This window comes from Oxalobacteraceae bacterium OTU3CINTB1 (genome assembly GCA_024123955.1).
In the GTDB taxonomy this organism is placed as follows: Bacteria; Pseudomonadota; Gammaproteobacteria; order Burkholderiales; family Burkholderiaceae_D; genus Rugamonas.
In genome coordinates, this window is record CP099652.1 from 1,163,252 (window position 1) to 1,178,391 (window position 15,140).

Annotated in this window: 14 protein-coding genes; 9 read left to right on the plus strand and 5 right to left on the minus strand. The window is 63.2% G+C overall.

The features are described 5' to 3' along the window. The first annotated feature begins 10 nt into the window (after positions 1–10). From NHH73_04985 to NHH73_05010, 6 genes are all read left to right on the plus strand, one after another. Positions 11–415, plus strand: a complete 405-nt coding sequence (locus NHH73_04985; protein ID USX27663.1) for a NirD/YgiW/YdeI family stress tolerance protein — start codon at positions 11–13, stop codon at positions 413–415. A gap of 108 nt (positions 416–523) precedes the next feature. Then, positions 524–1,216: a DNA-binding protein gene (locus NHH73_04990; protein ID USX27664.1), complete on the plus strand. Its 693-nt coding sequence runs from the start codon at positions 524–526 to the stop codon at positions 1,214–1,216. A 351-nt stretch (positions 1,217–1,567) separates the two neighbouring features. Further along, the gene (locus tag NHH73_04995; protein USX27665.1) at positions 1,568–4,447 is read left to right on the plus strand and encodes a TonB-dependent receptor; all 2,880 of its coding nucleotides are present in this window, start codon (positions 1,568–1,570) and stop codon (positions 4,445–4,447) included. Between the two features lie 177 nt (positions 4,448–4,624). After that, positions 4,625–6,169, plus strand: a complete 1,545-nt coding sequence (locus NHH73_05000; protein ID USX27666.1) for a carboxylesterase family protein — start codon at positions 4,625–4,627, stop codon at positions 6,167–6,169. Between the two features lie 118 nt (positions 6,170–6,287). Next, positions 6,288–7,238, plus strand: coding sequence for an AraC family transcriptional regulator (locus NHH73_05005; protein ID USX27667.1), 951 nt, complete (start codon positions 6,288–6,290; stop codon positions 7,236–7,238). Positions 7,239–7,393: 155 nt separating this feature from the next. Then, positions 7,394–9,121, plus strand: a complete 1,728-nt coding sequence (locus NHH73_05010) for a methyl-accepting chemotaxis protein (GenBank protein ID USX27668.1) — start codon at positions 7,394–7,396, stop codon at positions 9,119–9,121. 13 nt (positions 9,122–9,134) lie between these two features. Here NHH73_05010 and NHH73_05015 read toward each other — a convergent pair whose 3' ends face one another. The 5 genes from NHH73_05015 to NHH73_05035 form a co-directional block, all read right to left on the minus strand. Continuing rightward, a complete protein-coding gene (locus NHH73_05015) occupies positions 9,135–9,542 on the minus strand; it encodes a type VI secretion system amidase immunity protein Tai4 (GenBank protein USX29559.1) in 408 nt (135 codons plus the stop codon). A 38-nt stretch (positions 9,543–9,580) separates the two neighbouring features. Beyond that, entirely contained in the window at positions 9,581–10,081 is a 501-nt protein-coding gene (locus tag NHH73_05020; protein ID USX27669.1) for a type VI secretion system amidase effector protein Tae4, read from the minus strand. 111 nt (positions 10,082–10,192) lie between these two features. After that, positions 10,193–11,773 (minus strand): isocitrate lyase, encoded by a 1,581-nt coding sequence (locus tag NHH73_05025; protein ID USX27670.1) that lies wholly within the window; start codon positions 11,771–11,773, stop codon positions 10,193–10,195. A 483-nt stretch (positions 11,774–12,256) separates the two neighbouring features. Beyond that, on the minus strand, positions 12,257–12,763 hold the full coding sequence (locus NHH73_05030) for a host attachment protein (protein ID USX27671.1): 507 nt from the start codon (positions 12,761–12,763) through the stop codon (positions 12,257–12,259). Between the two features lie 105 nt (positions 12,764–12,868). Beyond that, on the minus strand, positions 12,869–13,543 hold the full coding sequence (locus NHH73_05035; GenBank protein USX27672.1) for a pyridoxamine 5'-phosphate oxidase family protein: 675 nt from the start codon (positions 13,541–13,543) through the stop codon (positions 12,869–12,871). A 92-nt stretch (positions 13,544–13,635) separates the two neighbouring features. On the opposite strand from NHH73_05035, the gene NHH73_05040 reads away from it, so the two are divergent. From NHH73_05040 to NHH73_05050, 3 genes are read left to right on the plus strand one after another with little or no spacing between them, the layout of a single operon-like run. Further along, positions 13,636–14,442: a helix-turn-helix transcriptional regulator gene (locus tag NHH73_05040; protein ID USX27673.1), complete on the plus strand. Its 807-nt coding sequence runs from the start codon at positions 13,636–13,638 to the stop codon at positions 14,440–14,442. Between the two features lie 48 nt (positions 14,443–14,490). Continuing rightward, the gene (locus NHH73_05045) at positions 14,491–14,742 is read left to right on the plus strand and encodes an AbrB/MazE/SpoVT family DNA-binding domain-containing protein (protein USX27674.1); all 252 of its coding nucleotides are present in this window, start codon (positions 14,491–14,493) and stop codon (positions 14,740–14,742) included. Continuing rightward, a complete protein-coding gene (locus NHH73_05050) occupies positions 14,739–15,134 on the plus strand; it encodes a type II toxin-antitoxin system VapC family toxin (protein USX27675.1) in 396 nt (131 codons plus the stop codon). Before NHH73_05045 ends, NHH73_05050 begins: the two co-directional genes overlap by 4 nt. The last annotated feature ends 6 nt before the right edge of the window (positions 15,135–15,140 follow it).

Here is a 15,140-nt window from a genome sequence, read left to right on the forward strand (position 1 = left end):
GGACAACACCATGAAACGCATACTCCAACTCTCCTTCGTCACCGCTTTGCTGGCCGGTTCGGCCGTTGCCGTCGCGCAGTCGGGCGGCTACACCGGACCGTCTTCCAACGCCGCGCCGGCCGGCTACTCCGGGCCGTCGACCGTGCAGCTGATGACCGCCAAGGATCTGCTGGCCAAGGGCAAGGACGACCAGTACGCCAAGCTCAAGGGCAAGCTGGTCAACCATAAGGGCGGCGAGGAATACGAGTTCGCCGACCAGAGCGGCAAGATGACGGTCGAGATCGACGCCAAGCGCTTCCCGGACGGCGCCAAGATCGACCAGAACACCCTGGTGGAGCTGACCGGTGAATTCGACAAGGAAACGTTCGGCGAATCGACCCTGGACGTCAAGCAAATCAAGGTGGTGACCAACTAGGCAACGGTGTATGCGGCGCGCACGTTCTCCCGGAATACTCTTGCCGCCGCGTAACAAGATCTGTATCTTGTGGGGATTGTATTTGTTAAATTTCCACTGGAGCCCGCAATGTCACGTCAAGAAGTCACAGCCGAACAGGTCGCCTCCGCGGCCGATGGGATACAGCGCGACGGCCAGCGGGTGACGATCGAGGCGGTCAGCGCGGCGCTGGACGGGGCCTCCGTCAACGCCGTGCACAAGCATCTGACGGCGTGGCGCGCCCGCAACGCCAAGCCGGCCGAGGCGCCCAAGCTCGATATCCCGGAGCCGATCGCCATCGCGCTGGGCAAGTGGGCGCAGCAGCTGGCCGAGGAGGCCGGCGTCGGCGCGCGCGACGCGCTGGCCCAGTCCGAGGAGGATATGGAAGTCCTGCTCAAGTCCGGCGAGCAGTTCGAGGCCGAGCGCGAGGAGCTGCTGGCCCAGCTCGCCAGCCTGACGGCGGCGCGCGACGAGGCGCTGGCCACCCTGGTCGAGCGCGGCGAGGAGATCGACCAGTTGCAGGCCGAGCTGCGCAACGCGCGCCACATCGCCACCGACGCGCTGGTGGGCAAGGCGAAGGACCAGTTGGCCATCGAGGGCAAGGACAGCCAGCTGGCCGACCTGCGCGCGCAGATCGAGCGCAACGTGGCGGCCGCCGCCGCGTTGTCCGACGCCCGGCTCAAAGCCGAGATGGAGCTGGTCGGCGCGGTCACTGCGCGCGACAGTTACGCCGCCGAGATCAAGGAGTTGCGGGCGCGGCTGGCGTCGCGCAAGACCGACTAGCGGCGGGCGGACCCGGCGTGACGTGTCATTGGCGCAACGCTTTGACGCGGCGCCCGTGGTTTTTTTGTTGTCCGCAGGCGCTTGGCGAGCTCTTCGCAAGGAGAGCCTTGCCCGTCCATGCGGCTTGCATCGATTACGTCGCTTTTCAAGCCGCCACGCCCCGCGCGGCCCCATTCGGCCTCTCCACGCCGTGGATCACTATTGTGACTTTTGCGCGGCCGTCATAACGGTTTCGATATCACAACCCGGAAAAATTTGATTGGTTTGCTGGTTGTCCCGTCCCTAAGATAGTTTCGCAGCACAAGAATTCGTGCACGCACACTAAAAAACTATAACTACGGAGAGACAGACATGAGCGTACCTGCCACCGGGAGCCGCGCGGTATCCCCACACCACCTGAAAATCAAGCTGTCGGTCGCGGTCCTGGCCGGCGCCGGCATCCTGACCAGCGCCTCGGTCTGGGCACAAGCGGCCGCCGAACAGGCTGCGCCGATCGACACCGTTGTCGTGACCGGCGTCAAGGCATCGCTGATCAAGAGCCTGGCGATCAAGCGCACCAACGACCAGGTCGTGGAATCGATCGTTGCCGAAGACATCGGCAAGCTGCCCGATAACAACGTCGTCGAAGCGCTGCAGCGCGTGACGGGGATCCAGGTCACCAACCGCTCGGGCGGCGAAGTCGGCACCTTGTCCATCCGTGGCCTGCCCGACGTCCAAACCACCTGGAACGGCCGCACGATTTTTACCGCGTCCGGCACGCAGGTCGCGCTGCAGGACATTCCCTCGAACCTGGTGCGCCAGATCGACGTCTACAAGACGCGCGACGCCAGCCAGTTGGAGATCGGCATCGCCGGCCAGGTTGACGTCAAGTCGCTGCGGCCGTTCGATTTCAAGGGGCCGAAAGTGTCGCTTTTGGCGCGTGAGACCTATCTCGATCCCGCGAAAAAATACAACCCCCAGGTCAGCGCCTTGTTCAGCAACCGCTGGGAAACCGGCATCGGCGAAGTCGGCGCCCTGGTCAATCTGTCGGCCAGCCGGACCAAGTACCGTAATGAAAGCGTGACGCCGGGCGCGATGGTGCCGTTTACCAGCCCCAACGCCGCCGAAGTCCCCGCCGGTTACACGCCCTTGCAGCGCATCACCGACACCAGCATCTGGACGCCAGGCACCCGTACCGGCTTGCCGACGGCAGCCGGTTCAACGCTCGATTTCAACGGCAAAGCCTTTCCTTACTACCTGGCGCGCGACGCCGTTTTCCAGAGCGACCTGCAGGGCAAGCGCGAGCGTCCGGCCGCCAATCTCGCCTTGCAGTGGAAGCCGAACAGCAGTTCGGTCTACACCTTCGAATCGATGTACAGCGGTTATCGCGACAAGGCCTTCAACCAGTTGCTGTTCAGCTTTGTCGACTGGTGGGGCGATCTCGGCAGCAACCCTGCGGGGACGATCACGACGTTCCCGGGAACGAACATCATCAAGAGCCGCAATGTCAATAACGTCTACGGCTTCAACAGCGGCGACTACACCACCTCGGCGACCGATTCCCGCGTGTATGCCCTGAACGGCAAGTGGGATATCGGCGACAGGCTGAGGCTGGACGGCGATCTGTCCTACCAATCGAGCAGCTTCCACTCGGAATTCACCGCCACCCGGATCGATCGCGTCGCACCCTCCATCAACGTCGACTTCAATGCCGGCGGCGGCAACACGGCGTTTGGTTTCAACAACAACAATGCCGACCTGACCGACCCGACCAAGTGGAATGTCGCGCAGTTCTACGATACCGCCAACCGCAACAAGGGCAGCGCGGCGACGGCCAATCTGTCGGGCGTCTACGATGCCGACTGGGGCCCGCTGCAGACGATCCACTTCGGCGCCCGCCTCGACGAGCGCAAGGCGTCGGAGGCCAACCGCAACCAGTCGGGCACCTTGAACCGCAACCTTGCCTCGCTGGGGCCGGAGTATTCCTCCACCAACTCGAACTTCGGCACGGACATCTCGAACGTTCCGCGCGCATGGGTGGAGCCCAACGCCTACTACATCCGCGACCATATCGACGACTGGCGCAAGATGTTCAGCTCGACCGACGCGAACTTCCTGACGACGGACCAACTGAGGCTGCAGAAGACCTTCCAGGTCGATGAAAAGACCAGCAACCTGTTCCTGATGGGGAATACCCAAAACGAGCTGTTTGGCAATCGCCTGCGCGGCAATTTCGGTATGCGCTACGTCAAGGTCGATACCGACATGACCTTCTACAAGGTCGACGCCACCACCAAGGCGGTCACGCCGTCCAGTGCCAGCAAGTCGACCAGCAAATTCCTGCCCAGCGCGACCTTGATTTACGATGCAGCCAAGGACGTCGTGCTGCGCGCTAACTACGGTCAAACCCTGCGCCGCCCGAACTTCGGTAGTTTGAATCCTGTCCTGCAACTCGGCGACGACGTCACCCGGGTGGGTTATGGCAATGGCAGCGGCGGCAATCCGGACCTGGAGCCGACGCGCTCGAAGAACCTGGATCTGACGGCCGAGTGGTATTTCCAGAAGGACAGCGCGCTCTACGGTACTGCGTTCAAGCGCAAGATCGAAGGCCTGGTGGTCGACTTGCGCCGCAGGGTGCACGTCGATCCGGCCAACGACCCGTTCCGCAACTCGACTTCGGGCGGCGACCATACGAATGGCTATGACTACGTCATCAATTCGCCGGTCAACGCTTCCGACGGCACGATCAGTGGCGTCGAGCTCGGGCTGGTCTACTTCCCGAAATGGCTGCCTAGCGTGCTGGACGGCCTGGGGTTCCAGGGCAGCTTTACGAAACTGACGTCGTCGCAGAACGTGCCCGAAGTCAATGATGCCGGCGACATCGTCGCCCAGCTCAAGACACCGTTCTTCGGCGTGTCCAACAGGTCCTACAATGCCACGTTGGCTTACGAAAAGGGCCCGGTCAGCGCGCGCTTGTCGTATGTGTGGCGCTCCGCCTTCCTGTCCACCAACGAAGCCGCCCAGTTCGCCAATCCGCTCGGTATCTGGCGTCGTCCGGAAAAGAGTGTGGACATGCAAGTGTCGTACAAGATCAACGACAACATGTCGGTCGATATCAGCGGTGTCAACCTGACCAACGAAATGCAGCAGCAGTATTACCACTTCGGCAGTGCGGGTAATCCGCAGACGACCAGTTTCGGTACGCTGCAGATCGGACGTTCGGTCGCGGTTGGCCTGCGCTGGAAGATGTAACGATGTAGTAGTCGCCGCAAGGGGGCGATTTCATTTGCGCGTCGCGGACTTCGGTCCCCGGCGCGTTTTTTTTTGCGGCAAGCCGCTGGTGAATTTCGAAAACGGTGCTGCGCAAATTCACACTATTGCCAAGCAATAAAGCGAGTAGCATTCCGATCATTATCGGAGAATATAATAATGAGACATTTACGTGCGGCCACCCTGGTCGCGTTGCACCTCGGGGGCCTGGCGGCCGGCACGGCTGTTGCGGCCGATCACGCCGAGCCGACCAGCACCGTCAACGTCACCGGCGGCCAGATCGCCGGCACCCGCGCCGGCGCGATGCGCACTTACCTGGGCGTGCCATTTGCCGCGCCGCCGGTCGGCGCGCTGCGCTGGCGGTCGCCGCAGGCGGTGGTGCCGTGGAAGGGCGTCAAGCAGGCCGACCGCTTTGCCGCCGCGTGCGCGCAGACCGCCGTGTGGGTGACCCACCCGAAAAGCGAGGACTGCCTGTACCTCAACGTCTGGGCGCCGGAGAAGGCCGACAAGCTGCCGGTGATCGTGTGGATACACGGCGGCGGCTATTACGGCGGTACCGCCGCGCAAGCCGGCTTCGACGGCGCCAACCTGGCCCGGCACGGCGCCATCGTCGTGACGCTGAACTACCGCCTCGGCATCTTCGGCTTCTTCTCGCACCCGGAACTGTCGGCGGAGTCGCCGGAGCGCGCCTCCGGCAACCAGGGCTTGCAAGACCAGATCGCGGCGCTGCGCTGGGTCAAAAGCAATATCGCCGCCTTCGGTGGCGATCCGAACCGCGTGATGATCGCCGGCGAGTCGGCCGGCGGCACGTCGGTTGGCGTGCTGATCGGTTCGCCACTGGCCAAAGGCTTGTTCCACAGCGCCGTCGCCGAAAGCGGCTACGCCTTGCCGCTCAACGCGGACGACCAGGCCCGCTTGGACCGCCGCGGCGCAGAAGCCGAAGGACTGGCCTTCGCAAAGGGCTTCGGCGCGACGAACCTGGCACGGCTGCGGACGATGGGCGTCGCCCAATTGCAGAAGCCGGCCTGGTCGGCGCGGGCGATTGTCGACGGCTACGTGTTGCGCGAAGATTTGATCACCAGCTACCGCCAGCGCCGCCACAACGACGTCCCGCTGCTGGTCGGCTGGAATGCGGAGGAGGGCAAGGACTTGGCGCCTGAGATCCTGGACACCGCCGAGTTCACTGCCGCCAGGCACCGCGAGCTGGTCACGACGCTGCTCGGCTACAAACCGTCGGCAACATTGCTGGCGCGTTATCGCGGGGCCACCGACGCACAGGCGAAAGCGTCGATCGATCAGCTAACCAACGACTGGTGGGCATGGGGCATCCTGTCCTGGGCCGATTTGCACGCGCGACATGCCCGTTCCAAATCGTATGCCTACTACTTTGCGCACCAGCCGGCCGAGCCGTCCACGCCGTGCGGTTATGGCTGCGGCGCCGGGCATGGCGCCGAGATCCCGTACGTGTTCGACAATCTCGACAAGGATGGCCGTAGTTGGACGGCGTCCGACCGCGAGCTGGCCGGGCGGCTGGCCCGGACCTGGGTCAATTTCGCCGCCACCGGCAGCCCGGAGGGCAAAGATTTGCCGGCCTGGCCCGCCTACGATGGCACCAATGCGTCGGTGATGCGGATCGGTAACGAGGCTGAACTCAAACGCCATCCGCTGCCCGACTTCTCGGTGTTTCCCACGATGGAAAATTAGCCGATGCGCTAGCTCGATCCTGTCCAACTCTTGCCCAATCCTGTCGCCGTGAAGTAATGTGCTGGCGAAATCCACGCGCGAACGGCTAGACTGGCAGGGTGAGATTTCGGGAGCGCCTGTGAAAGCATCAGAGTTGAAGGACCGGCCGGCCAGCGAGCACACTTTGCTCGTGCGACAGCGCATCCTGGCCGATTGCGAGCGCCTGGACTGGCGCTCGCCGGTGTTGGAGACCGGCATTCCGGGCCTGACGTTGTATCGGATGACCGACCCGTCGGCGCCGTTTTCGAGCATCTATGAACCCAGCGTGTCCTTGATCATTCGTGGCAGCAAGCGGGTGGTGGTCGGCGCGGCGGTCCTGGACTATGACGAATCGAATTTCCTGCTGACGGCGATCGATCTGCCGACGACGGTGCAGATCCTTGAGGCCAGCGACGCCGAGCCCTACTACGCTGCATTGCTGCGGCTGGACTTGGAATGCCTGCGCCGCATCATCGTGCAGCACGATGTGCGCGCCAGCGCGCCCCAGCGCGGGGAGATGGCCATCGCGGTGGGGACGGCCACCACCGGGCTGTTCGACGCGCTGGCGCGCCTGATCGGGCTGATGGACACGCCGCGCGATATCCCCTTTCTCGCCATGCACATCCACGAGGAGATCCTGTACCGGCTGCTGAGCGGGGAGCAGGGCGCCTACCTGCGGCGCATCGCGCTGTCGGGCACGCAGACCAACCGGGTGGCGGCGGCGATTGCCTGGCTCAAGGAAAATTACATGGCGCCGCTGCGCGTCGAACAACTGGCCGAGATCGCGCGCATGGGCGTGTCGACCTTGCACCACCACTTCCGCGCCATGACCGCGATGAGCCCGCTTCAGTATCAAAAACACTTGCGCCTGCATCATGCGCGCGAGTTGATGCTCAGCGAGGCGGCCGATGCGGCCACCGCCGCCTTCCGCGTCGGCTATGAAAGCCCCACCCAGTTCAGCCGCGAATACCGCCGCATGTTCGGCGCGCCGCCGATGCGGCACATCAAGGCCATCCAGCAATTCAACGTGCAGCCCGGAACGGCGCGGTGATTGTTGTATTTTCGAACCATAACGGTGCGAAAGTTTACAAAATCACGGCGCCTTTAACGTTTAGTCATCGGAAATGCACCAAATTGGACATAGTATCTTGCTGTACCGAAATACAAATCTTCGCCGACCACGTCCATAATTCCGCAAGGTGACTCATGAAAATCTCGAATCTCAACATCGGCAAGCGACTCGCGCTGGCCTTCGGCGCCATCTGTTTGATGCTGGTGGTGGTGACCGTCTTCGGGTTGAAGGTGCTCAGCCAGGTCAACGACACCACCGATCTGATCGCCAACGACCGGATGCCCAAGATCGAAACGGCCAACGCGCTCGATCAAAACATCAGCAACATCGCCATTTCCCTGCGCAACATGATGCTCACCGACGTGGCGGCCGACCGCCAGGGCCAGGCCGAGCGCATCGCGACGCTGCGCCAGGAGTCGCAGAAAAATCTCGACAAGCTGGACCGCACGCTGCGCCTGCCGCAGGCGCGCACTGTGCTGGCCACGATGGTCGAATCGAACGCCAAGTACGTCAAGGGCCAGGACGATTTGCTCAAACTGATTGCCGATAACAAACACGAGGAGTCGCGCGCGTATCTGTCGGACCAGCTCAGGCCGGTTCTGGGCGGCTACAAGAAAGCGATTGCCGACCAGATCGCGGTGCAATCGCAATCGGCCAGGCAGGTGGCGACCGACGCCCAGGCGGCCTATGTGAGCACGCGCAACATCATGATCGCCCTGGGCGTCGGGATCCTGGCACTGGCCGGCTGGCTCGGCTATGTGATCACCGTCTCGATCACGCGTCCGGTGGCGCAGGCGCTGCACGTGGCCAACACCGTTGCCGCCGGTGACCTCACCAGCCGTATCGAGGTCGACCGTCGCGACGAGCTGGGCCAGTTGCTGCAGGCGCTCAAGGCCATGAACGACAGCCTGGTCGAGACCGTCAGCACGGTGCGCAGCGGTACGGAAACCATCGCTTCGGCCTCGGCCCAGGTCGCCGCCGGCAGCCAGGACCTGTCGTCGCGCACCGAGCAGCAGGCCAGCTCGCTGGAGGAAACGGCGTCGTCGATGGAGGAGTTGACCTCGACCGTCAAGCAAAACGCCGACAACGCGCGCCAGGCCAGTGCCCTGGCCGAGGCGGCATCGACGGTGGCCCGCCGCGGCGGCGACGTCATCGGCCAGGTGGTCGACACCATGGGCGAGATCGACAATTCGTCGAGCAAGATCTCCGACATCATCGGCGTCATCGACGGCATCGCCTTCCAGACTAACATCCTGGCGCTGAACGCCGCCGTCGAGGCCGCCCGCGCGGGCGAGCAGGGGCGCGGCTTCGCCGTAGTCGCCTCCGAGGTGCGCAACCTGGCGCAGCGCTCGGCGGGCGCGGCCAAGGAGATCAAGGCGCTGATCGACGATTCGAGCCTGAAGGTCAGCGCCGGCAGCGCGCTGGTGCGCCAGGCCGGTGGCACCATGACCGAACTGGTCGAGAGCGTGCGGCGCGTCACCGACATCATGGCCGAGATCACCTCGGCCAGCGCCGAGCAGACCTCCGGCATCGAGCAGATCAACCAGGCGATCGTGCAGATGGACGACGTGACCCAGCAAAACGCCGCGCTGGTGGAGGAGGCGGCCGCCGCGTCGGAGGCCATGCAGGAGCAGGCGGCGCGGCTGGCCGACGTGGTCAGCGTGTTCAAGCTGGCGGCGAGCGCGGCGGGACCGGCCGTTCCGGCCCTCGCGCGCCCGGCCAAGGCGCCCGCCGTCCGGGCGGCGCCGGCGCGCCGAGTCGCTGCGGCGGCGCCGCGTACGCCCGCACGCATCGGCGCGCCGGCCAGGAAGATTCCCGCGGCCTCCACGGCCGGCAAGAACGACGAGTGGGAAGAGTTTTAAAGCAGCATGCGCGCTAGCGGCGGGCGCGGCTTTCCTGCCGATAGCTGCGCTGCGGATGGATCACCAGGCGCTTGACCAGCTTGTCGAGCGCCTTGCTGTGGTACAGGTCCATGCACTTCAGGAAGTCGAAGCGGATGCCTTTGACTTCCGCTTCCGCCAGCGGATTGGTGTAGTCGCGCGCCAAAAACTCGTCCACCAGCGCCTCGACGGCCTCGGGACTTTTCTCCATATCGAAGTAGGTCCAGTCGCGCAGCGCGCTGACGCTGCTGCCGGCATCGGTGGCCGCGCCCGGCTCGTTCCCGTAGGCCCGCGCCAGACAGCTCGCCAGCACCATGTCCTTGAAATTCTGCGCGTGGCTGCGCGCGCCGGCCTGCGGGGAATCGACTTGCCGATCCGCAGCGCGGACCGTCGCCGACAGCATGGCGCCGGCGAGCAGCGCCGCGCACAAGGGTATCCATCTCACTGCAGGCTCCAGAAGTTGGCGCGGTCGGTGCGATATTTCGCGCCCGGTTCGTTGAAATAGCAGTTGTCGTAGCAAGCGCTGCCGTTGTAGAGCGTGGCATGTCCCAGCGCGTCCGTCCAGCCGGACACCTCGAACAGAATCAGGCCTTGCCGGCCGGCCAGGATGCCGCCGCCGGAGGCGGGAAATTCGACGACTTCCGGTTTGCCCCATTGCTTCGTCAGGAACGCGATCAGGTCGCGCACGCGGAAAAAATACTGCCGCTTGTCCGCCCCGGAGACGGTCTTGCCGCGTATGGCCGGCAACACCAGGCCGGCTTCGCCCAGGATATAACTCATGCGCACGGCGCAGGTGTTTTCCCAGCGCTGCGTGGGGTTGGGATTGTTGATGTTCTTGGCCACATAGCCGCCGATCACTTCCGCCACCTTGGCGGCGGAATTGGCGCGGTCGTAGATCCGCAGCGAAGCGGCCCATGCGTCATCGAAACGGGGGCGTGCCATGATGTGCTCCTTGGTTGGGGTTGCTGCTCGCTTGCCGATTATCCGCCATCCCGGCGAAAAAAAAAGCCCGCCGTAGCGAGCTTTTGAGGTAGTCGTTGGATCTTGTGGATCTTAGAACTGGTTCATGGTGTTGTCTTTACCGGCGGCCTTCAATGCCGCTTCGCCGCTGAAGTAATCCTTGTGGTCGTCGCCGATGTCCGAACCGGACATGTTCTGGTGCTTGACACAGGCGATGCCCTGGCGGATTTCCTTGCGCTGCACGCCGGCCACATAACCGAGCATGCCTTGCTCGCCGAAGTATTCCTTGGCCAAGTTGTCGGTCGACAGCGCGGCGGTGTGGTAGGTCGGCAAGGTGATCAGGTGGTGGAAGATGCCGGCTTCGCGGGCCGCGTCGGCCTGGAAGGTGCGGATCTTTTCGTCGGCGGTGATCGCCAGTTCGCTCTGGTCGTATTCCACGCTCATCAGCTTGCTGCGCTCGTAGGACGACACATCCTTGCCCGCTTCCTTCATCGCGTCGTACACCTGCTGGCGGAAGTTCAGGGTCCAGTTGAACGACGGGCTGTTGTTGTAGACCAGCTTGGCGTTCGGGATGACCTTGCGGATTTCGCTGACCATGCCGCCGATCTGCGAGATGTGCGGTTTTTCGGTTTCGATCCACAGCAGGTCGGCGCCGTTCTGCAGCGAGGTGATGCAGTCGAGCACGCAGCGCGCCTCGCCGGTGCCGGCGCGGAACTGGAAAAGGTTGCTCGGCAGGCGCTTCGGACGCAACAATTTGCCGTCGCGCTTGATGATGACGTCGCCGTTGCCCAGCGCGTCGGCCGACACTTCTTCGCAGTCGAGGAAGGCGTTGTACTGGTCGCCCAGGTCGCCCGGCTTGGCGGTCACGGCGATCTGCTTGGTCAGGCCGGCGCCGAGCGAGTCGGTGCGGGCGACGATGACGCCGTCGTCCACGCCCAGCTCGAGGAAGGCGTAGCGGATGGCGCGGATCTTGGCCAGGAAGTCCTCGTGCGGCACGGTGACCTTGCCGTCCTGGTGGCCGCATTGCTTCTCGTCGGACACCTGGTTTTCGATCTGGATGCAGCAGGCGCCGGCCTCGATGAATTGCTTGGCCAGCAGGTAGGTCGCCTCGGCGTTGCCGAAGCCGGCGTCGATGTCGGCGATGATCGGCACCACGTGGGTGATGTGGTTGTCGATTTTTTCCTGGATGGCGGCCTTGGCCGAACCTTCGGCGGCGTCCAGTTCACGGAACAGGCCGCCCAGCTCGCGGGCGTCGGCCTGGCGCAGGAAGGTGTAGAGCTCCTTGATCAGCGCGGTGACGGCGGTTTTCTCGTGCATCGACTGGTCCGGCAGCGGGCCGAACTCGGAGCGCAGCGCGGCGACCATCCAGCCCGACAGGTAGAGGTAGCGGCGGTCGGTGCTGTTGAAGTGCTTCTTGATCGAGATCATTTTTTGCTGGCCGATGAAACCGTGCCAGCAACCGAGCGACTGGGTGTACTTGGACGAGTCGGCGTCGTAGGCGGCCATGTCGGCGCGCATGATCTTGGCGGTGTATTTAGCGATGTCCAGGCCGGTCTTGAACTTGTTCTGCGCGCGCATGCGGGCGGCCGACTCGGGGTTGATCGCGTTCCAGGCGCTGCCTTGTTGTTCTTTTAAACCGGCAACTGCCTTGATGTCGTCTTGGTATTGGGACATGTGAATCTCCTGAAAGAAAAAAGCGCGTTAGGGAAATCGTCGAGTTCCGCTGGGTTTTCAATGGCGAACTCCATGACTAAATAGTAGGGTATTTTGGTGCGTTGCATCAAGGTCTTATATAAGACATAGGACATAAATTTATCCGTTTAATTTCAATGACTTGATTTATGAATTTTGGCATGTGAAACCAACTTTCAAAAAATGATATGGCTGTGTCGGCTCTGATTGCGGCGCGATCCCGCGATATGAAACGGAATTTCAGCCCTTGAGTAAAATGACTTGGGTGCGCGCGTTGACAGCTGCCGCGTGCTTACCGAAAGCGGTATCGGCGCCGTTAAAAACGTGATTGGAGGAATAGTGCGGCGGAGGTAGGACGGGCGCCGTTGGTGGCCGCGAATTAACCGGTGTCCTGGTGGTATGACCGATGACGATGGCGGCGGCCCGGCACCTGGGCGCCGCCACGTGCCGACACTGGCCGCAGGTTCATCCCGCGCTGGACTGCCGTGCCTGCAGTTGCTCGCGCAGCTGGTGCGCGTTCGAATGGGTGTAGTCCTTGTGGAATTCGTTCTTGATCAGCGCCTTGACGTGCGGGTCCATGAAGGACCGCAGCGCGCCGAGGAACTGCGGCGAAGCGGAGACGACCAGTTGGTCGAAGCGGCCTTCCTGGTGCGCTTTCAACAGGTAGTTGGAAATATCCTTGGCGAATTGCTCGGCCTCCTGCTCGGCCGGCGTGTGCGCCGGCTGGTAGGCCTTGTTGGGCGCGCCGACCTTGCCGTTATCCGCGAAGCCGACACCCTGGGTGCCGCCGATATTGTGGCCGCTGTTGGTGGCGGCGGTGGGGCCGATTTTGTCGGACTCCGTCTCCAGCACGCGCAAGCGCACTGCCGGGTTGATCATGTCTTCGATTTCCTGCAAGGGCTTGGCCGGGTCCGACTCGGCAAACAACCTTGCCCTGCCTGCATTGGCGGCGAGAATCCACGTGGTTTGCATGCTGGCTCCTTTCAATAATAACGATCGTCAATTGATGCATGGTGCTGCGAAGCCAGTATAGGCGCGGTCACAAAAACCTGGCGCTCGCGGCGCGCCGAATCGGGCCTAGTAGAGATCGTGCCGTACCGAATGATCGTAGTGCTGGTTGATCTGTTCGATCTGCGCGTCGTCCATCGACGCTTGGGGATGCTCGCGTTTGCCGAGCGCGGCGATGATCTTGCCCACACTCGGTAATGCGGCCGGCGCCAGTTGCGACTCGGCGCGCCACAGCTTCGCGCGGTTGACGGCCTTGCCGCAGTGGAGCAGCACTTGATCGATGCGGACCACGGTTGCCGTCTTCGGCAGCCGATCGCCTTCGGCCAGCCGCGCCAGCAATGCCGGATCGGTCGACAGCTCGCCACGGCCGTTGATGCGCATGAAGATCTCTAGCCCCGGAAAGATGAACAGCATGCCGAGGCGACCGTCCTGCTGGAGGTTGCGCAGCGATTCGATGCGGTTGTTGCCCGGCCAATCGGCAAAGGCCACCGTGTGCGCGTCGAGCGCCTGCACGAATCCGGCGGGGCCGCCGCGCGGCGACGCGTCCAGCCCTTGTTCGCTGCCCGTCGCCAGACAGAAGAACGTCGCCGCGTGCAGATACTCCAGGTGGAAATCGACCAGGTGGTCCAGCACCGCTTTCTGGATCATCTCGGAGGGCGGGGCGTACAGTGCGTCGAGATCGACGGTTCCCTCGCTGGCGGCTGTCTTGTCTGTGGTCTCTGGTAAATCGCGGGTTGCGCTCATGGTCTGGCTCCTTGCTTGTTCAAGCCCTCAGATTAATGCGATTTTGGTGGCGGCTGTACGCCATCCGCGCCATTCAATGTCAAAATGCGGCCATGCGCAAACTATCCATCAATCGCCATGCCAGCAATTCCTCGGAAGGTCCGGTGGTGTTCGTCGCCGAGGGCAGCCAGGAGGAAGAGCTGGTGACCGAGGCGCACCGGCATTCCCGGGGCCAGTTGTTCGCGTCGATGCAAGGGCTGCTGTCCGTCGGCGTGGAAGACGGCGTGTGGATCGTGCCGGCGATCCACGCGGTCTGGCTGCCGCCGCATCATCTCCACTCGGGCCGGTCGCACGGACCGTTTCGCGGCTGGAGCGCCTACGTTGCGGAGGAGGCTTGCCATGATTTGCCCCGGCAACCCTGCACCATCCGCACTTCCGGCCTGCTGAGGGAGGCGGTGCTGCGTGCGAGCACGTGGCCGGAAGGGGAGTGGAGCGAGCAAAAACAGCGCATCGCCGACGTCATCCTCGACGAGATCAGGACCCTGCCGGTCGAGCCCTTCGGTTTGCCGCTGCCAACGGATGCCCGCCTGCAAAAGATCGCCCAGGCGCTGATCGCGGATCCGGCCGACGATCGCGATCTGGACAGCTGGGCCGGCTGGGCGGCCATCGGCGCGCGCACCTTGAGCCGGCGTTTTGTCGCCGAGACCGGATTCAACTTCACTGCATGGCGGCAACGGGCCAGGCTGATGCGGTCGCTGCAAATGCTTGCCGAAGGCATGCCGGTGCAGGCGGTCGCGTTCGATCTGGGCTATTCGAGCGCGAGCGCCTTCATCAGCCTGTTCAAGCGGACCTTCGGCCAAACGCCCGCCGCGTATGGCTCCGGGAGAGTGTCGGCTTTTAGCAAAGACGGCGGATTGTGAGGTAAAGTTACATTGCAATTTAACGCACTAGACCGGGAGGACATCATCATGGCGATATTGACGGTTACCGCACGCGGCCAAGTCACATTGAGAAAAGAAGTGCTTCAGCATTTGGGCATTCAGCCCGGAGACAAGATCGAACTCGACTTGCTGCCTGATGCCAAAGGAATGCTGAAAGCCGCCCAGCCTGTCGCGACCATAGAGGGCTTTGTCGGCCTGCTCGCCGGACGGACAAAGAAAATCGCTACCGTTGAGGAGATGAACGAGGCATCCGCGCAGGGTTGGTCGGGTGACGCGTGAAGGTAACGGTCGACACGAACGTGCTCGTTCGTGCCGTAGTCCAAGACGACCCTGTGCAGGCACAGCGTGCAGCAGCAGTGTTGAGGGATGCGTCACTGATCACGGTGGCCCTACCCGCATTGTGCGAACTGGTTTGGGTGCTGCGTAAGGTCTATGGTTTCGACGTGGCCAATGTGGCTCAGGCGCTGCGCGCATTGATGGCCGCAGCGAATGTCGATATGAATCGGCCGGCAGCGGCGGCGGGGCTGGCGATCCTGGAAGCAGGAGGAGACTTCGCCGACGGAGCGATCGCCTACGAGGGGAACTGGCTTGGCGGCGAGACTTTTGTGTCCTTCGATAAGAAAGCGGTCAGGTTGCTTCTGGCACAGGGCCAACCCGCTCGCCTTTTGTAGACGAGT